Annotated in this window: 19 protein-coding genes; 8 read left to right on the top strand and 11 right to left on the bottom strand. The window is 64.3% G+C overall.

Translation table 11 applies throughout. The annotated features are described in order from the left end of the window. Nucleotides 1-55: 55 nt before the first annotated feature. Both ACH2DW_RS10360 and murA read right to left on the bottom strand, forming a co-directional pair. Nucleotides 56-229: a hypothetical protein gene (locus tag ACH2DW_RS10360; protein ID WP_394929670.1), complete on the bottom strand. Its 174-nt coding sequence runs from the start codon at nucleotides 227-229 to the stop codon at nucleotides 56-58. Between the two features lie 96 nt (nucleotides 230-325). Further along, entirely contained in the window at nucleotides 326-1618 is a 1293-nt protein-coding gene (gene murA / locus ACH2DW_RS10355; RefSeq protein WP_394929669.1) for a UDP-N-acetylglucosamine 1-carboxyvinyltransferase, read from the bottom strand. 39 nt (nucleotides 1619-1657) lie between these two features. On the opposite strand from murA, the gene ACH2DW_RS10350 reads away from it, so the two are divergent. Then, entirely contained in the window at nucleotides 1658-3157 is a 1500-nt protein-coding gene (locus ACH2DW_RS10350; RefSeq protein WP_394929668.1) for an MFS transporter, read from the top strand. A gap of 28 nt (nucleotides 3158-3185) precedes the next feature. Here the strand turns inward: ACH2DW_RS10350 and ACH2DW_RS10345 are convergent, their stop codons facing one another. The 4 genes from ACH2DW_RS10345 to ACH2DW_RS10330 are packed head-to-tail and all read right to left on the bottom strand — an operon-like array spanning nucleotide 3186 to nucleotide 7031. Beyond that, on the bottom strand, nucleotides 3186-3764 hold the full coding sequence (locus tag ACH2DW_RS10345; RefSeq protein WP_394929667.1) for an alpha/beta family hydrolase: 579 nt from the start codon (nucleotides 3762-3764) through the stop codon (nucleotides 3186-3188). 21 nt (nucleotides 3765-3785) lie between these two features. Continuing rightward, nucleotides 3786-4484 (bottom strand): J domain-containing protein, encoded by a 699-nt coding sequence (locus tag ACH2DW_RS10340; protein ID WP_394929666.1) that lies wholly within the window; start codon nucleotides 4482-4484, stop codon nucleotides 3786-3788. Nucleotides 4485-4494: 10 nt separating this feature from the next. Continuing rightward, a complete protein-coding gene (locus tag ACH2DW_RS10335; protein ID WP_394929665.1) occupies nucleotides 4495-5280 on the bottom strand; it encodes a hypothetical protein in 786 nt (261 codons plus the stop codon). Further along, entirely contained in the window at nucleotides 5268-7031 is a 1764-nt protein-coding gene (locus ACH2DW_RS10330) for a S9 family peptidase (protein WP_394929664.1), read from the bottom strand. The genes ACH2DW_RS10335 and ACH2DW_RS10330 overlap by 13 nt, the downstream gene beginning before the upstream one ends. Before the next feature lie 125 nt (nucleotides 7032-7156). On the opposite strand from ACH2DW_RS10330, the gene glpX reads away from it, so the two are divergent. Next, nucleotides 7157-8146 (top strand): class II fructose-bisphosphatase, encoded by a 990-nt coding sequence (glpX, locus tag ACH2DW_RS10325; RefSeq protein ID WP_394929663.1) that lies wholly within the window; start codon nucleotides 7157-7159, stop codon nucleotides 8144-8146. Between the two features lie 148 nt (nucleotides 8147-8294). Here glpX and ACH2DW_RS10320 read toward each other — a convergent pair whose 3' ends face one another. Beyond that, nucleotides 8295-9077 (bottom strand): class II aldolase/adducin family protein, encoded by a 783-nt coding sequence (locus ACH2DW_RS10320; protein WP_394929662.1) that lies wholly within the window; start codon nucleotides 9075-9077, stop codon nucleotides 8295-8297. Between the two features lie 31 nt (nucleotides 9078-9108). Between ACH2DW_RS10320 and ACH2DW_RS10315 the strand changes: the two genes are divergently transcribed. Both ACH2DW_RS10315 and ACH2DW_RS10310 read left to right on the top strand, forming a co-directional pair. Next, nucleotides 9109-9684 (top strand): MOSC domain-containing protein, encoded by a 576-nt coding sequence (locus ACH2DW_RS10315; protein ID WP_394929661.1) that lies wholly within the window; start codon nucleotides 9109-9111, stop codon nucleotides 9682-9684. A gap of 63 nt (nucleotides 9685-9747) precedes the next feature. Beyond that, nucleotides 9748-10305 (top strand): DUF6174 domain-containing protein, encoded by a 558-nt coding sequence (locus tag ACH2DW_RS10310; RefSeq protein ID WP_394929660.1) that lies wholly within the window; start codon nucleotides 9748-9750, stop codon nucleotides 10303-10305. Between the two features lie 5 nt (nucleotides 10306-10310). Here ACH2DW_RS10310 and ACH2DW_RS10305 read toward each other — a convergent pair whose 3' ends face one another. Genes ACH2DW_RS10305 through ACH2DW_RS10290 form a run of 4 tightly spaced genes read right to left on the bottom strand, consistent with a single transcriptional unit; the run spans nucleotide 10311 to nucleotide 14611 of the window. Beyond that, on the bottom strand, nucleotides 10311-11738 hold the full coding sequence (locus ACH2DW_RS10305; protein ID WP_394929659.1) for a cobyric acid synthase: 1428 nt from the start codon (nucleotides 11736-11738) through the stop codon (nucleotides 10311-10313). A gap of 30 nt (nucleotides 11739-11768) precedes the next feature. Next, nucleotides 11769-12554: an ABC transporter ATP-binding protein gene (locus tag ACH2DW_RS10300; RefSeq protein ID WP_394929658.1), complete on the bottom strand. Its 786-nt coding sequence runs from the start codon at nucleotides 12552-12554 to the stop codon at nucleotides 11769-11771. Beyond that, a complete protein-coding gene (locus tag ACH2DW_RS10295) occupies nucleotides 12551-13588 on the bottom strand; it encodes a FecCD family ABC transporter permease (RefSeq protein WP_394929657.1) in 1038 nt (345 codons plus the stop codon). The genes ACH2DW_RS10300 and ACH2DW_RS10295 overlap by 4 nt, the downstream gene beginning before the upstream one ends. Before the next feature lie 27 nt (nucleotides 13589-13615). Next, nucleotides 13616-14611 carry an ABC transporter substrate-binding protein gene (locus ACH2DW_RS10290; protein WP_394929656.1) on the bottom strand — a complete coding sequence of 332 codons (996 nt, stop codon included), beginning with the start codon at nucleotides 14609-14611 and terminating at the stop codon, nucleotides 13616-13618. A gap of 278 nt (nucleotides 14612-14889) precedes the next feature. On the opposite strand from ACH2DW_RS10290, the gene cobO reads away from it, so the two are divergent. The 4 genes from cobO to cobS are packed head-to-tail and all read left to right on the top strand — an operon-like array spanning nucleotide 14890 to nucleotide 17877. Continuing rightward, on the top strand, nucleotides 14890-15468 hold the full coding sequence (gene cobO, locus ACH2DW_RS10285; protein WP_394929655.1) for a cob(I)yrinic acid a,c-diamide adenosyltransferase: 579 nt from the start codon (nucleotides 14890-14892) through the stop codon (nucleotides 15466-15468). 25 nt (nucleotides 15469-15493) lie between these two features. Next, nucleotides 15494-16048 (top strand): bifunctional adenosylcobinamide kinase/adenosylcobinamide-phosphate guanylyltransferase, encoded by a 555-nt coding sequence (locus ACH2DW_RS10280; RefSeq protein WP_394929654.1) that lies wholly within the window; start codon nucleotides 15494-15496, stop codon nucleotides 16046-16048. A gap of 46 nt (nucleotides 16049-16094) precedes the next feature. Next, nucleotides 16095-17081, top strand: a complete 987-nt coding sequence (gene cobT / locus ACH2DW_RS10275) for a nicotinate-nucleotide--dimethylbenzimidazole phosphoribosyltransferase (RefSeq protein WP_394929653.1) — start codon at nucleotides 16095-16097, stop codon at nucleotides 17079-17081. Between the two features lie 7 nt (nucleotides 17082-17088). Next, on the top strand, nucleotides 17089-17877 hold the full coding sequence (cobS, locus tag ACH2DW_RS10270) for an adenosylcobinamide-GDP ribazoletransferase (protein WP_394929652.1): 789 nt from the start codon (nucleotides 17089-17091) through the stop codon (nucleotides 17875-17877). The last annotated feature ends 38 nt before the right edge of the window (nucleotides 17878-17915 follow it).

Here is a 17915-nt window from a genome sequence, read left to right as displayed (position 1 = left end):
AAACGTGCGAGGGCGCCCCCTCACTGGCAAAGCCGGTGTGTTCACGAATCACTCCTCACAGCTCCAGCAGACCTGTCCCGCACCCGAAGTCGAGGACCTTGGCGCCATCAAGGCTCTTGTCAGCACTGGCGAGTACTGCGAGCAGCGAAGTGTGCGCGGCCGCGGTGTACGAGCGCACGGCCTCGTCGTCGTCCCAGCCGACAGCAACGTCATCCCACTCGTTGCTCATGGCCGGAAGCCGAACTGGGCCGATTCGCTCACGCTCGGCTCACGGCTCATGTTCGCGACAGTAGCGGCCTCTCAACGCTGCGATGCGCGCTGAAACTCAGCCCGGGATCCGCTCGATGCTGGCGCCAACAGCGCTCAACCTGCCGACGAGGTCGTCATAGCCGCGGTCGATGTGGTGCACGCCTGAAATGATCGTCTCGCCTTCGGCAGCGAGTCCGGCAACAACCATCGCAGCACCAGCGCGGATGTCGTGCGCCTTCACTTCCGCACCCGACAGACGCGGCACGCCGCGAATCACCGCGTGATGGCCGGTCGTGCTCACGTCGGCCCCGAGGCGCTGCAGTTCTTCGACGTAGCGGAAACGCCCCGGGTACAGATTCTCCGTGACGATCCCGACGCCGTCGGCAACCGAGAGCATCGTGATGATCAGCGGCTTGTAGTCGGTGGCGATGCCGGGATACGGCAGCGTGGCGACGTCAATCGACCGGAGCCGGTCGGGGGCAGCGACATGGAGCCCCGTGTGTCCAGCCATCTCGACGGGGCTCATCTGCAATCCCATATCGGCGAAGCGGTCGAGCAGCATCGTCATGTCATCCGGTCGGATGCCCAGCACATCGAGCTCGCCGTTCGACACGGCGGCGGCGGCGAGATACGTAGCCGCTTGAATGCGGTCCGGCACGGTGTGATGACTAATCGGATGCAGCTCGTCGCGTTCGACACCCTCGATGACCAGCGTCGATGTACCAATGCCTGAGATGTTGGCTCCCATCGCCACCAGAAAGTTGCAGAGGTCGGTGATCTCGGGTTCACGAGCACAGTTGTCGATCGTGGTCCGCCCCGTGGCGAAGACGGCTGCGGTCATCAGATTCTCGGTGGCGCCGACCGACGGAAAGTCGAAGGTGATGTCGGCACCGTGCAACCGCTCGCAGCGCGCCTCGAGGTATCCGTGGCTGAACTTAAACTCGGCGCCCATCGCTTCGAGACCACTCACGTGCATGTCGATGGGCCGGGCTCCAAAGTCGTCGCCACCCGGCATCGACAAACGAACCTCGCCGCATCGGGTGAGCAATGGGCCGAGCACGTTGATCGAGGCCCGGATCTTCTCGACGAGTTCGTACGGTGCGACGGGATTGATGTCGCCGGTATCGGTGAGGAGGAGTTGGCCGGGAGCAGGGCGCAGCATCTCGACCCCAAGTTCGGCGAGCAACTCCCCCATGATCGTGACGTCGACGATGTCGGGCACGTTGGTCAGTTCGAAGGTGCCATCGGTGAGCAGCGTTGCCGCCATCAGTTTGAGGACCGAGTTCTTGGCGCCGGGCACGTACACCGATCCGCTAATCGGGCCGCTGCCGCGCACCACGAACTTCTCACTCACCGGATCTGGATTCACAGGCACCAGTATGCTCCCGCTGTGCGACCAGGTGGGACCATGGTGACCCGAACCTGGCCCGACGACGCGGAACACGTCGCAACGATCGAGCAACCTCGTGATGACCTTGTCCTTGAGGTTCGCTCAGACGACGATGATGCCGTCTACCTGCAGAAACATGGTCCGTTCTCGAGCTATCGGCGTGTGGTCGAGCGATCCGAGGAAACGATCACCGAGACGACCACCTATCGGCTCACCATCCCGTGGTTTGGTTGGCTGTTCAAGCTGCCGGTCGGCCAGGTCATCCGTCGCCGAATTTCACATCGTGGCTTCTGGTCACCGCCGGACCGCCTTGATACGACACAGGTGTTGGTCATCGGGTTACTCGCTGCGGCGTCGATGAGTGCCGCATTTGTGAACACGCTCTTCACCCAGACGGCGGAGTTTGCAGCGGACGACTTTGGGGTCGGTGATGCGGGTGTCGGATACGCCGGGGCGATCGTCCGCGCCGGCATCATTTTCGCGCTGCCCGCTGCGGTGCTCGCAGACCGCATCGGGCGTCGCCGCGTCATCGTCGCCGTCGCATGGATCGCTCCCATTTTGTCGTTGATGGGCGCGCTTGCACCGAGCTTTCCGGTGCTCGTCGCGTCCCAAACACTCGGCCGCCCGATGGGCATTGCCCTGTCGTTCCTCATCGGCGTGATCGCTGCGGAGGAAATGCCGAAGAACACCCGAGCCTTCGCGATCAGCGTGTTGGCGATGGCCAGCGGTTTCGGCGCCGGCATTGCGGTGTCGTCGCTGGCGCTCGCCGACCTCGGGCCGAGTGGCTGGCGCTACGTCTATGTCGTCTCGGTGATCTGGTGCGTCGTCGCCCTTGACCTCACCCGTCGACTTCCCGAGACACGCCGGTTCACGGCGACCGAACGCGACCCGCATGCCCATGCGCCACGTCTCGATCGCAGGCGCTTGGCACTGCTGGGCGCCGTGGCATTCATTGGAAACATCTTCATTTCGCCCGCGAGTTTCTTCCAGAACAGTTACCTGAGCGACGTGCGAGGCTGGGACGCCACGACGATCGGCATCTTCTCCCTGGTTGTCGGCACTCCGGCCGCCCTCGGCCTCCTCATTGGCGGTCGTTTTGCAGATACGCGCGGCCGAAAACCGTTGATCGCCGTCGTCCTGCCGTTCTCGACGCTGATGGTTGTCCTCGCGTTCTCCTTCGGCGGCCCGTTGTTGTGGCTGTTTTCGTTCTTGGCCGGGATCACGGGAAGCATGGCGTTTCCCGCGATGGCTGTGTATCGAACCGAGTTGTTCCCGACCGGCAACCGCAGCCGCGCGGCAGGCATCATCACCGCGCTTGCACTGATCGGTGGGATCGGCGGACTCCTCGGCACTGGTCAACTCGTTGACCGAGGATGGTCGTACAGCTCGGTGATTGGCATGATGGCGATCGCACAAGTGGTCGTCACCATCATCGTCCTCACCTCGTATCCCGAGACAGCGCACCGCGAACTCGAAGAAATGAACCCCGAGGACGCAACCCTGATCATCACGAGTTAGCGCGCGCTGTTGAATCGCAGCGCTGTCGTCACGCCGTGATGCGGGCCACGAACGTGACCACGTGTGCCGCAATTTCAGCGTCGCGACCTTTCAGGTCGTGGCGGGCAGCATCGAGCCAGACGTGTTCCACCGAGCCCGTCATCGTCGCCGTCCAGCGTTCAAGCTCGTCGGGGGTTCCGAAGTCGTCGCGCGTTCCCGAAATGAACAGGCAGGGAACCGTGATGTCGGGAAAATGTTCCACGCGGAGCTTGTCGGGCTTTTTCGGAGGGTGCAGCGGATATGCGAGGAGCACCAGCCCCGCGAGATTCTTGATCCCACCCTCACCGTCGACATCGGCGGCAACCATCGATGCCATGCGTCCACCCATCGAGTGGCCGCCCAGCACCAGAGGGCTCCGGCGGCGAGCAATCTTCGCGAGGTCGCCGCGGATCGATGCCATCAACTTTGGCGCCCGGTCGGGCGGGCCCTTGCGGCCCGCTTTGCGATAGGGAAAATCGTGGCGATCGACTCGGGCTGACCGGCCGAGCTCGGCTTCGATTTCCACGAGTCGAGGATGATTGCTGTCCGAACCCGCGCCCGGATACAGCAGCACACTCGGCGCGGCCACAGTGCGCCCCGTCAATCCCTGTCAGTCTTTCGCGGACAGAATCCGGCGGGCTTCGGCAAGATCACTCATCGCCTTGGCCGCGTCGATGTCCGCGCCACCGTGGTCGGGGTGCACTTCGCGCATCTGGACCCGGAATGCTCGGGTGACCTCACGGTTCGAGGGCTTCTTGCTCCCGAGTTCAAATCCGAGAATGCCCAGCGCCCAGCCAAGCGGATCGGCCATTGCTTCCAGCGTGGTGGTCTGCGACCCGGCAAGGTGGGCGATGAATGAGGCGCCAATTGGTCCACGCCAACGCGCCGACTTCTGTAGCACGTCCAGCACACCACGTCGGTGCTCCGGCGCAAGGCGCTCGGCGGCATACACCGCACCGAGCACTTGACTGAGGTCCGTGCCGATGCTGTTGAAATCGAAGTGGATCTCGTCGCCGTCGCCGACCAACCGATGGTGACTCACGGCGAGGCCGTGCCGGTCGATCTGGAATCGGTGCCGCAGTCGCGGTTGGACCACACGTTGACCGTCACCTACTTCGTTAATCAGCCGGTGGACATCACCGATCTGATCATCATCGATGCCACCGAGGTGCGCGGCAATCACCGCACCGATGAGGAGGCCGCCGAACCCTGGAGCAGGGTCGACCGGGAGCACCATGTGACCGAGCGCGACACGTCGCGTCGGCACCGTTGGCCGTGTGTGCCAGATCTCGAGTTCGGCAAGGAGCACGGAGATAAGTTCAGACGTACGGGCGGAGCAACGAACGGAGTTCTTGGGCCAACTCGATCACATCAGAGTCGCTGTCGCCGTGCCCGTCAGCGTCAACCATGATCCGCTTGACGATGCGATCGACCCCCGCAACCGCGCCAACCCAGGTGCGCGGCGCCAGAGCGTAAGGCGGATGCTTCTTATCAATGATGGCGTTCAGCTCGATGAGCTGCTTGCGCGACTTGGCGTCGATCGGGTCCTTGGCAAGCTTGTCGGCAGCGAGGAAGATGGTGCTCAGCGTTCCCTGCGGCGGCTCGTTCGCACCTGATTCGTCGGCCGTCATCAGCTCACCGGCTTCAATTGCGTCAAGCAGATCATCGACGGCATCCTCGGCATCGGCGGCAACCACGACAGTGGCGCCCTCCCATCGGAACGGCACCTCAGATTCGATGAGTGACTCGGTCAGGACCTTGCGGTCGGCGTCGGTCCACTCATCGAGATTGAACTCGGTCGACTCGGCATCTTCCTCGAGGACGATGGGGAACGGGCCGAGTTCCTGCTCGAGTCGCTCGAAAATGACGTCGACGCGCTCTTCATGCGTCTCAGGCACGACCAGCTCGGTGCCATCCCAACCGTGCGGGATGAACGCCTCGGCCATTGCTTCAGACAGCTCGGCCTGCTGATCGAAGTTCCAGACGGTGACGTCGTAGTGCACTTTGACCACGGCGTCGTCAAACGGATCGAAGTCGATCGGATCACCGATACCCGCGGTCTCGTTCTGCTGCTCTGCGCCGCCGCCTTTGCTTACAAATGCCACGTGGGCACGCTATCTCTCAGGAACGCTGCTGTCCGCTTGAGCTCATCTTGCGTGTTGGCCGAATCGCGGAATCCGTGTCCTTCACCCTCGTAGACCACGAGCGTCACGACATCGCCCGCGCACTCGACGAGTCGTTCACTCTGTTCGAGCGGCACCACCGGATCCTCGCTGCCGTGAAAGACCAGCAGCGGCTTGGTGATCTGTTCGGCGCGGTTGACAGGCGAGAGTTCGACGAAAAGCTCCTGGTCCGTGCTGTCGCCGACCAGGGTGTCGGTGTAGTGCGCTTCGAAACGGTGGGTCACCTCGGCGAGCGCACGCACATCGCTGACGGGGTAGGACGTCACCCCTGCGGCGACGAGTTCGCTGTAATCAGCAAGCATCGCCACTACCGTCAGGCCACCCGATGAGGCGCCAATGACCACGGTTGTCTCGGGCGTTGCCCAACCCTCGGCATGCGCATGGCGGATCAGCGCAGCGGTGTCGTCCACGTCGAGGCGACCCCATTGTCCGTTCAGCGCACGCTGGTAGTCCCGGCCGTGGCCGGTCGTGCCGTGCGGGTCAACCACGAGGACGTCCCATCCACGGCTCCACCAATACGAGATGCGCGGACGGAAATCAGCCTGCCACTGGTCGGTCGGGCCCCCGTGCACCCAGACGAGCGTCCGTCCCGCTCCGGCTGCGTACCGACGGGCGTGCAAGCCGTCGACCTCAATCACTGAGGGCTCGGGCAGCTCAAATTGGTCCCACCCTGCGGCCGGACCGACAGCGAGCACCGTCCGCGCCGGTTTGACAGAAAGATCGCTGAGGTCATAGGCCACGATTTGGGTGGGTGTCACCGCGCCCGATCGGAGGGCGACGAGAGTGTCGCCGACCCAGGTGAGCTGACCGTGCCCACCCTTGCCGACGTTGGTCACCCGGCCGGATGAGCGGTCGACGACCACGAGGCGTCCGAAGCCGCCTTCGTTGCGACACAACGCCACATGCGAACAATCCGGACTGACCACGAAGCTGCGCTGGCCCATTCCCCACGTCGGGCCGGCTTGTTCTGCCGACTCGGCGAGAACCGACTCACCGTCGATGCGGACGTTGAGCCAGCCGCTTGCGTCGTCGACCCACACCCGGGCCCCGTCGGGCACGAAACGCGGCTGCTGTACTGCTGCATCGCGTGGTTGCCACCGGGATAATTCGCCCGACTGCACCGTGCAGGTCACCACACCAGCGCCGTCCCATGGCATGTCCGGCGGGCTCCACCCCTGCCACACCACGGTGGACGAACACGGTGACACCACTGGGTCGAAACAGAACGAGTCGGAACCGTTGTCGAAACGCACCGGCGCAACCGCGCGCACGTCGACATCCATTCCCTGTTGCCATACCTCGGCATCGTCGACGGCGAACACGAAGTACTCGCCGTTTGGCGCCACGTTCGGCGCCCGGCACTCACGACCGAGCGCAGTGAGTTGCACCGCTGCACCACCGATCGGCTGCCACCAGATCTCACCGTCGACCGCTGCGTAGACGACTCCCAGTCCGCTGGGATGCCAGCAGAAGCACCCCCCACCCATTCCCCGGCCCGGCGCCGGGTCAGGGCCCGTGGAGAAGAGACGCTCTGCGCCGCCATCCGGCGAGATCACCATGATGGAGGCAGCGCCGCGCCACCGCTGCACGAACGCCACCCTGCTGCCATCCGGCGACAATGTCGGCTCAGTCAGGTCACGTCCAGCGGTGAGCAGTTCGATCGGCACATGCACCTGTGCGAATCTACGCCCCTGACACACCCCAACCGGCCGGACTCCACGCGACCAAATGTCCCCAGCCGATGTCCCGAGCAGCCGACCGGCTGGGTCGTCACTGCCACGCTCGCTACTGTGCGGAAATGTCCGAACGCGAAAACCCCGACCGCAACCTGGCCATGGAGCTCGTACGAGCCACCGAATCTGCCTGCCTCGCTGCTGCCCGTTGGGTCGGCCGCGGAGACAAGAACGCCGCCGACGGCGCGGCGGTCGAAGCGATGCGACTGTCGCTCTCCACGGTCGCGATGACCGGCACCGTCGTCATCGGCGAAGGCGAGAAAGACGATGCTCCGATGCTGTACAACGGCGAGGAAGTCGGCGACGGCAGCCAGCCGGAAGTCGATGTCGCCGTCGATCCGATCGACGGGACGACGCTCACCGCACTCGGCAAGACCAACGCCCTGTCCGTGATCGCCGTGGCGGATCGTGGCTCGATGCTCGATCCCGGGCCCTCGTATTACATGAACAAGATCGCCGTCGGCCCGAACGCCGTTGGGGCCATCGACATCACGGCCAGCCCCACACAGAACCTGCGGTGGATCGCCAAGTCATCCGGCAAGGCGATCGGCGATCTCACATGTGTCATCCTTGACCGCCCACGACACGCCGAGTTGATCGACGAGGTGCGCTCCAGCGGGTGCCGCATCCGATTGATCACCGACGGTGACGTCTACGGGTCCGTCGCGACCTGTTGGCCCGACGCCGGCGTCGATGTACTCATGGGCATCGGCGGCACCCCCGAGGCAGTTGTTTCCGCGGCGGCGATGAAGGCGATGGACGGCGAGATTCAGTGCCAGTTTCTCCCGCAGAGCGACGACGAGCGCACCGCGATGCTCGATGCAGGGTTCGACCTCGATCGCATTCTGATGCAGGACGACCTGATCACGAGTGACAACTGCTTCTTCGCCGCCACCGGGCTCACCGACGGGGCATTGCTGCGCGGCGTGCGCTTCGACAATCTCGGCGCCCGCACACAGAGCCTCGTGATGCGCTCACGCAGCGGCACGGTCCGCATGATCGATGCGCGGCATCGCATGAGCAAGCTGCGCGAGTTCGCAGCAATCGACTACTGAGCGAGGCGCGGTGAAGCGGGGCGAGTCTCCGCGCTCTGGAGGGCCGTGTTGTACCTAAAAAGACCGAGGACGGCTGGCTGGGGCTCTTCGTGCTCGGCATCACCGTCGCGGCATATCGCGCGTTCCATGACCGAGCGGCACCACTGCGTCAGCCGTCGAGCACACTCCGGCGGAGCCACTGGAAGACCCGCCACCCAGTGAGATCGGTGGACATCGTGGCGGCGGCAACGGCGGCGGCTCCGTCGGAGATCGCCTTGCCGTTGGGAGCCTTCACGTGCACTTCGGCGACCCGCTCTGCCATCACAAACCATCCGACCGCTTCTTCGACCGTGCGGCCGACCGTCAAGGATCCGTGGTTGCGAAGAATGCAGAACTTCGCGTCGCCCATCGCGGCCGCAATGCGCTTGCCGCCCTCGACCGAGAGGACCTCGACTTCTTCGTCGTCGAACAGCGCCTGGTCAAAGACGAACGCGGTCGACTCCTGGCTGAGCGCTCGGAACGGCTCGACGTTGGCCGACCATGGCGTGCCATATGCGGTATGCGTGTGACAGGCGCTCACGACATCGGGTCGCGCCTCCAGCAAAGGAGCGTGGATGTTGTATCCGGCCGTATTCACCGCACCGGTCGGGTTGCCGTCTTCGTCCATGACATCGCCACCGGGGCCGACCAAGACCAACCGATCAGGCGTCGCCGCGCTGAACGCCACACCCCAGTCGAGGAGCCAAAAATGATCGGTGAGGATCGGATCGCGTGCCGAGACGTGGCCGTCACCGAGTTGCCCCCATCGTTGGGCACCAAAGATCCGGTACCCCAGGGCACACATCTCTTTGCGGTGGGCCCGTTCGTCCTCGGGTGAACGCTCAGCGCCATATCGCTCAACACCGGGGAAGCCTGGATAGCTGTCGTGCTTCTGGGCCGAGATCTCCGTCATGTTGACAGCGTAGAACTTCTACGATGAGCCAATGCCTGCCGCATCGCCTGACCTTTCCGGATCTGTACTCGCCGTGCATCGCAGCGGCGAGCACACGTTCTCCAAGCAGACCGTTGACGCGGTCACGCTGCTCCCGGGACTTGGCGTCGAGGGCGATGCCCATCTGGGCGCACGGGTCAAGCACCGATCACGCGTCGCTGCAGATCCCAACCAACCGAATCTCCGGCAGGTACATCTCGTCATGTCCGAATTGCTCGACGAAGTGGTCGAGGCGGGCCACCAGGTCGTGCCCGGTCAGCTTGGTGAGAACGTCACGACGACGGGACTGGATCTGGTCGGGTTACCGGTCGGCTCGATGCTGCGTCTCGGCGACACTGCGCTGGTGGCGCTCACCGGCCTGCGCAACCCGTGCAAGCAGATTCGTAATGTCGGCGACGGCGTGTTGAAGATGATGTTCGTCGACGGCGAACGCTACGGCCGGCCAGGCGAGCAAGTCGGGCGAACGGGCGTGATGGGCGTCGTCGTCGCTGGTGGCCCCATTCGGTCGGGCGACCCAATCGAGGTGCGCTACCCCGCCGGTGTGCTCACACCGATGCAGAAGGTCTGAGTCTGCAGCCATGGGCTCAATCGCTGATGGGAACTCCAACCGCTCGGGAAGCGTCCAACACAGATGATCCGACGCGCGTTCCCCTTTGTCGTTGCGTTCGCCGCCCTTCTCGCTGCATGCGGATCCGATGACGCAGCGCCAATCGACACCCTGCCCAATTCTGCGGCGAACGCGACGGTCGCACCATCAACCGCGCCCCCCATCACGGCAGTTGCGGTGACCGACCCGCCGGTCGGTGACAGCGGCCTGGACCCAGCCGAGGCCCAGGCTCAGCTCGATGCCGCTGTCGCTCTCTGGAACGCTCAGGGCCTCACGTCCTACACGATCGTCACCCAGCAGCTCTGTTTCTGTCCGCAGCAGGAGTGGTCGGACACCGTCGTCGACGGCGAAGTCACCGAGCATGTCGCGCTCACCGATGACGCGTTCTTCGACCCCGGCCCCGCCACCATGTTGTCGCTGTTCACCGCCGTGCAGATGGTGATCGATGAGGGCTATGCCACGCTCGATCTGGAGTTCGATCCTGAGACCGGCGCCCTGGTCCGCTACTTCGTCGACATTGACAGGCGGATGGCCGACGAAGAGTCCGGCGTCGAGGTCCTGTCACTCAAGCCGACCGGCTGAACGAATCAGGACGACTGCGTCAGGCGGCGCAACAAGTTCGTGTCGAGGTGCGCTTCGACGGCATCGGCCAGTTGCACGAACGTCTCGTCAAGCACATCGCGCGCGACCACTCCCAATGTTGCTTCGATGAAGACAGGGTGTTCGAACAATCCGTGCACCGTGGTCGCAGTGACGTTCCCCAACTGCCACGCGACGGGACCATTGGGCGACGTCGCAACCACCAGGTCGTCGCCACCGTCCACGACCCCGTTGCGGATCTCGTAGCCGTCGTAGGTCTGGCGTCCTGCATCACCGTGGTTGAAGTCGATGGCCACATGAGCGGCAAGCTTCTTTGGCTGCATCGTCGTCCGGAGCGGCAAGAGGCCAAGCATGCGGGTCGGACCGCCGGTCCCGTGACGCCTACCTTCGACACCGTGAGGATCATCGAGTCGATCGCCGAGCATCATCGCCCCGCCGCACACTCCGATGATCGGCATGCCCGCGTCCGCAGCCCGCACCACAGCGTCGGCAAGGCCCTGCTCGCGCATCCACTCCATGTCGGCGGCGACGTGCTTCGAGCCCGGCAGGATCACGACGTCCGCCCCGAGGATCGACCGCGGGTCGGCAGACCACCGCACATTCGCAACGTGGCTCAGCACATGGAACTCGTCAAGGTTGGACCCGAACGGCAGTCGAGGGATGGCCACAACGGGAGCGTCGATCGGCGCGTCGGTGTGCTCGCTCGCCCCTTCTTCTTGCGGCAGGCGGTGCGACAGCATCGGGACCGTTCCGGCGTGGACCATGCCCGTCATTGCAGTGAGCCGGTCGGGGCCGGGAGCCAACAACAACGGGTCACCCCGGAACTTATTCAGGACGAATCCAGCCAGCCGGGAACGGGTTGCATCGGGCACCAGCGACCACGTGCCAAACAGGTGGGCGAACGAGCCACCGCGATCGATGTCGCTGACCAGCAAGGCCCCAGCATCGGCGTACTCGACCATGCGGTTGTTCACCTGATCGACCAGATTGATCTCGGCCGGGCTTCCCGCTCCCTCGATGACCACGAGGTCGAAGTCAGCCCTGAGCTCATCGAATGCCGATGCCATCGGGGCCCACAGCGCGTCGTGGCGTGCTTGCCACGGCGTGTCGGTCAGCGCTCGATCGACTTGGCCACGAACGATGACCTGGCTCTGCGTGTCAGCTTCGGGCTTGAGCAGAACAGGATTCATCCGGACGTCCGGCTCGATGCCCGCAGCGCGCGCTTGCAGCCATTGCGCCACGCCGATCTCGCCAGAGCCGTGATCAGTCGCCACGACGCGCGCATTGTTGGACATGTTCTGCGCCTTGAACGGAGCGACCCGGACTCCCTCGCGCCGGAACCAGGCACAGAGCGCTGTCACCAGCAGCGACTTGCCGGCATCAGACGTGCAGCCAAGCACCATCAGCGGACGCATCGTCCTCCATCCATCATCGTGTGCTCCCACTCAGGCCGGGAAGCCGCGCCGCGGGACCACGATCACTTGGCCTTCATCGTGCTCAACGGTGACACAGACGTGATAGATCTCGCCGAGTCGTTCGGCGGTGAGCACATCTTCGGCGCTGCCGGACACCACGACGGCGCCGTGGTGCAGCATCGTCAGGCGATCGGTGTAGGTGCCAGCGAGTGTGAGGTCGTGCAATGCTGAGATGACGGTGAGCTGTTCGGTCTGACGGAGTTCCGTGACCAACTCGAGCGCTTGCTGTTGATGACCAATGTCGAGTGCCGAGGTGGGCTCGTCGAGCAGCAGGATTGGCGCCTGCTGCGCAAGTGCACGAGCGAGCACGATCCGCTGGCGCTCGCCGCCACTCAGTTCTCCCATCATGCGGTGCGCGAATTCTCCGAGGCGGAGCCGTTCGAGCACGTCGTCGACGATCGTTCGGTCGCGACGCGACGGCGAGCCGAAGTATCCGATGTAGGGCGTCCTCCCGAGCAGCGCGTACTCGCGAGCCGTCATGTCATCGGGAATCAGTGGATCCTGCGACACATACGCAACGCGACCAGCACGCTCTCGATCGCTCATCGAACTCAGGGCGACGCCGTCCATCAGGATCTCGCCCGTGTGGCCCACGAGTCCGACAATTGCTTTCAGCAGCGACGACTTGCCAGCACCGTTCGGGCCGATCAACCCGAGCCACTCCCCCGACACGACAGTGTCGGAGTGACCTGTCAGCGCGAACGCCGAACGGCGCGAGTACTTCACACCCACATCGACCAGGGTGAGCGTGCTCATGCTCCGATCCTCCGCGTCCGCAGCAGGTACAGAAAGAAGGGCGCACCGATAAAGGCCGTCACGACCCCGATTGGTGTCTCGGCTGGGCGAGCGATCATGCGACCGGGCACATCGGCAAGGATTAAGAAGCCGGCCCCACCCATCAAGGAGAGCGGCAGCACCCGTCGATACCCCGCGCCAGCGACCATCCGAACGATGTGCGGCACCACGAGGCCGACGAACCCGATCAGGCCGCTCACCGACACCACGGCGGCGGTGCCGAATGTGGCCGCGATCACGATGACGAGGCGCGTCCGGGCCACCGAGACGCCAAGTGTCGCCGCTTCCTCATCGCCCACGCGAAACACGTCGAGGTGCCTCCGATGCAGCAGCAGCACCACCGTGCTCACGGTCACGTAGGGGATCACCAACCAGACGTCGCCCCAGTCGGCTCGTGAGAGGCTGCCAAGGATCCAGCGAAAGACCTCGCGGATTACTTCGACGTTGCGCTGCAAGATGAACGTCTGCATCGCCGACGTAAACGACACGACCGCGACACCGGCGAGCACCAGCGTGACACCGGATCGAGAACCGCCGAAGGCGGCACCGACGGTGTAGGTGACCATCACCGTGGCCAGGGCAAAAATGAACGCAATGGTCGGGACCGGGTCAATCGGCCACGTCGATGTGGCGTCACGACCGATGGTCAAGGCAATCGTGGCACCGAGCCCGGCGCCGGCTGCCGAACCGAGCAGGTAAGGGTCGACCAGCGGGTTACGGAAGACGCCCTGGTAGGACGCGCCAGCGATGGACAACATGCCTCCGACCAAGCCGCCGAGCACCACGCGGGGCATTCGCACCTTCCAGACAATTGCCCAGTCGGCGTCGCTGACCCCGGTCTCGAAATCGATCAACGGCAGCCGGTTGACCAGTTCGAGCGGGACACGCCACCAGTCGGGGCCGGCCGGCCCGATCGAGACCCCGATGACGACAGCGAACAACACGAACACTCCGCCCGCGGCAAACCAGCGGGTGTCGTGTTGTTCGCCGGACATCAGATCAACTCACATCGTTCCTGTCACTTAGACCGCAACGGCTGCCTGCTGGATGGCGGCCGCAACGGCGGCGTAGTACTCGACAATCCGTGGGCCCCAACGCGAGGCGATGTCCTCATCGGCCTCGATCACGTTGCCATTCTGGACAGCAGATATGGCATCCCAACCCGGGCGAGCGCCGACGTCGTCAGCCGTGGTCGTGCAGAAGTTGCCACACGGAACGAAGATCAGGTCGGGGTTCGACGAGATGATTACCTCGGCGTTGAGCTGAGGGAACCCGAAGTTGTCACCCTCGGCGCGATCAGCAATGTTCTCGAGACCGAACGCCGAGTACGCCTCGCCGATGAATGTCGTGCTGTCAGCACTGAAGTAGGTGCTGTCCACTTCGTGGTAGATCTTCAACGGTTCCTCGGTGGCGGGAGCCGCAGCAAGGGTCTCGGCGAGTTGGGTCTGCATTGAACTCACGACCTCGGCAGCATCACCGACATGGCCGGTTGCGGCACCGAGCTGCTCGATCTGGGCATAGGTGTCTTCGATGGTCGCGGCTGCAGGGCCATCCCATGAGGCGATCCCAAGTTCGGCAAGTTGGTCGCCGAGACCGGTGAAGTCGCCGCCGATGAGCACGAGGTCCGGCTCGAACGCGGCGATCTCTTCGATGTTTGGCTCGAACCCAGAAAGTTCGTTGGGCAGGTCAAGCGCTTCGGCTGGGAAGTTCGAGAATTGGTCGACCGCGACGAGTTGATCGCCTGCACCGATGGCAAACATGATCTCGGTGTGCGTCGGGCTCAACGAGATGACGCGCTCTGGAGTGGCCTCGGTGTCAGCCGGCGCCTGAGTCTCAGGCGGTGCTTCGGTGCCAACCGGTGCCTCGGTGTCCGCTGGCACCTCGGTCTCGGCGGGTGCCGCTGTGTCAGCTGATTCCGACGTCGAGTCGGAGTCGCTCCCGCATGCGGCAACAGCGAGTCCGAGCGCGATGAGGACGCCGGTGAATTTCTTGCGGGTGTGTCGTTCCTGTGAACGCATTGTTCCTCCAACCTCGTGATGAGGGGTATTTGGAGAACAAGCTGGGCCCATCCGACGCGATGCGCCGGGAGCGAACCTTCCCTTGCCTCGAGGGGTGATGGTCGCATCGAATGCACAGGCGATCGGACAGGCTCGATATCTGCCCTGTCTGGTACAGAGCAGGCTCGAGACCACCGTTGCGGGACAGCGCCGGATTCTCACCGGACTTCGCTGGGCAGACGACGTGTTGTGTTGAGAATTCGACAGCGTAGTGCGGACTCCGTAGCCTCCCCCATCTCATGGCCGACACAGAGCACGACGCAGCGCCCACCGACGACCCTCGACCCGACGGACTCCGACGCGCCGACTCACTCGTCATCGTCAACACCGGCAACGGCAAAGGCAAGTCCTCATCAGCCTTCGGCATGATGGTTCGCGCACTCGCTCGCGACTGGAACGTCGCGGTCGTCCAGTTCATCAAGTCCGGCAACTGGAACGTCGGCGAGGAGAAGATGGGTCGCCAGCTCGGCGTCGATTGGTTCTCCTTCGGCGACGGCTTCACCTGGGACTCCAATGACCTGTCGAACGATCGCGCCCATGCCGCCGAGGGCTGGGCCAAGGCCATCGAGCTGATGCAGGCTGGCGAGCACCAGCTGGTGATCTTCGACGAGCTGACCTACCTGTCGTCATTCAACTGGCTCCCGATTGCGGACATCGTCGGTCCGATCGCCGACCGACCCCGACACGTCAACGTGATCGTCACCGGGCGCGACGCGGCGCCCGAACTGATCGAACTCGCCGACACCGTGACCGAAATGACCGAGATCAAGCACGCCTACACAAGCGGTATCCGTGCCATGCGCGGCATTGACTACTGATGCACCTGAGCGGGCGAGTTGAACCGTGTCGCTGACCCTGCTGGTCGGCGGCGCACGGAGCGGCAAAAGCACCTTGGCCGTTGAGATCGGGCGACGGTTCGAGAAGAACCATGATGACGCAACCGTGACGTTCATCGCCACGGCACCGCGCAGTGACGACGACATGGATCGACGGATCGATCGGCACCAAGCCGAACGACCGGGCAATTGGGCCACCGTGGAAGAACAAGTCGATCTCGTACGTGCCATCGGACGCTCCGCTCCGGGCCTCGTCATCGTCGATTGCCTCACGTTGTGGACTTCGAACCTGATGTGGGCTGATCTCGACGAAGCAGATGTGCACGAAAGGACGACGAGCACCGTGCGAGCGGCGGTTGATCACCCCGGCGACGTCGTGGTGGTCACGAACGAGGTTGGCCTCGGCATCGTGCCAGACAACGAAATGGCCCGGAGCTACCGCGACCTTCACGGTCAGGTCAACCAACAGTTCGTCGCCAGCGCAGATCGATCTCTGTACCTGGTCGCGGGACGAGCCACCCCGCTCGTCGATCCCTGGACGCTCCTCGACGGACTGGCGTGAGTATGGAACCTTCCGTTGCCGACCACCTCTTGAAAAGACTCTCATCATGACGCTGCTCCACGACTGCCTCGTCGACCTGCCCAGCTGCGATGCCGATGCGCGCGCTGCGGTCACGGCCCGCGCTGCGGAGATCCTTCGTCCGAGTGGAGCACTTGCCTGGCTCGACGAAACAGCAGCGTGGATTGGTGGGTGGCACGGGACCGATCGGCCGGTGATCGAGCGGCCGGCCGGCGTGATCTTCGCTGCTGATCACGGCGTGGCACAGGCCGATGTGAGCGCCTACCCATCTGACGTCACCGCCTCGATGCTGCAGGCGTACAGCAAGGGCCAGGCAACGATCAACGCCTTTGCCCGAGCCGCCGGGGCGGACCTGGTGGCGGTCGACGTCGGCGTTGGCCACCCCACGGGCGACATCCGCACGGAGTCGGCGATGTCACCGGAGCGATTCGACAGCGTGGTCCAAATCGCCATCGACACCATCGACGCCCTCGACTGCGACCTCCTCGTCCTCGGCGAGATGGGCATCGGCAACACGACGGTTGCTGCGGCAATTGCCGCGTCACTCGCAGGTGGTGAGACCGCATCGTGGGTTGGGCGAGGAACAGGTGTGGACGACGCCGGTCTGGCTCGAAAACGCGAGGCCGTCCAGCAGGCACAACGCCGCATTGTCGGCATCACGGATCCAATTGAAATCCTCCGCGAAGTCGGAGGTGCCGAACTCGCCGCACTTGCCGCAGCAACCGTGGCGGCTCGCCATCGTTCGATTCCGGTCGTGCTCGACGGATACATCACAGCGGCCTCAGTCCTTCCGCTGGTGATGGTCGAGCCATCTGCGATCGACCATTGCATCGTCGGGCATTGCTCGGCGGAACCCGGACACCGCAAACTGCTCGAACGCCTCGGCAAGCGTCCCCTCCTCGACCTCGACATGCGACTTGGCGAAGGCTCGGGAGCCATGGCTGCCGTCCCACTGATTCGCATGGCGTGCGCCGGCATTACCGAAGTGCCGACCTTCGGTGAATTCTTCGCGTGAACTGGATATGAACGCACCGCGACCACCGGCTCCGGCGTCAGGGTTACCGGCGTGGGGCCTGCTCGGAGCGATCCAGTTTTTGACCCGGATACCACTTCGATTGCGGTCGGCTCCCGATCTCGCTGGCGCCGTGCCCTGGTTTCCCGTGGTGGGCGCGATGGTCGGCGCTGCCGTCGGTGGCGTTGCCGTGGCGATGATGGAGCTCGTGCCGCCACTCGTCGCCGCCGCCGTTGCGGTGCTGTTTGGTGTCGCTGTGACCGGCGCTTTTCACGAAGACGGCCTTGCCGACACTGCAGACGCGATGGGCGGATGGTCACCGGAGCAGAGGCGGGAGATTCTCAAGGACTCGCGCCACGGCAGCTACGGCGTGGCTGCGATGTGCGGCAGCATCGTCGTGCGGGTGGCCTGCGTCGCCGCGCTCGGACCAGCAGTCGCGTTCGCCTCGCTGGTCGCGGCGCACACCCTCGGCCGCGGCGCGGCGGTTGCGGTCATGGGGGTCGCCCCGCCGGTTCCCACAGAAGGACTCGGCGCTGACTCTTCCCGGGCGCTGTCACCACGGCGCGCAGCGGTGGGTGTCACGGCGGCAATGGTGATCGCTGCACTCAGTGTTGGCTGGTGGATGGTGCCCTTCATGGCTGCTGCAGCGTGCGGATCCGTTGTCGTCGCGATCATGGCGCGGCGGGCGTTCGGTGGGGTCAGCGGCGACATCCTGGGTGCGGTTGAGCAGGTCGGCGAATGCCTGGTGCTCATCGTCGCAACCGGGCTGACCCTGCGTCACCCACTCTGGTGGGCGTAACTGGTGGCCGACTGTCGTTGAGCAGCATCGCTAGCCTC

The sequence above is a fragment of the uncultured Ilumatobacter sp. genome, from assembly GCF_963980585.1.
Lineage (GTDB): Bacteria > Actinomycetota > Acidimicrobiia > Acidimicrobiales > Ilumatobacteraceae > Ilumatobacter_A.
The sequence above is the reverse complement of the archived record's forward strand: the minus strand, read 5'-3'. Positions and strand labels throughout refer to the sequence as shown.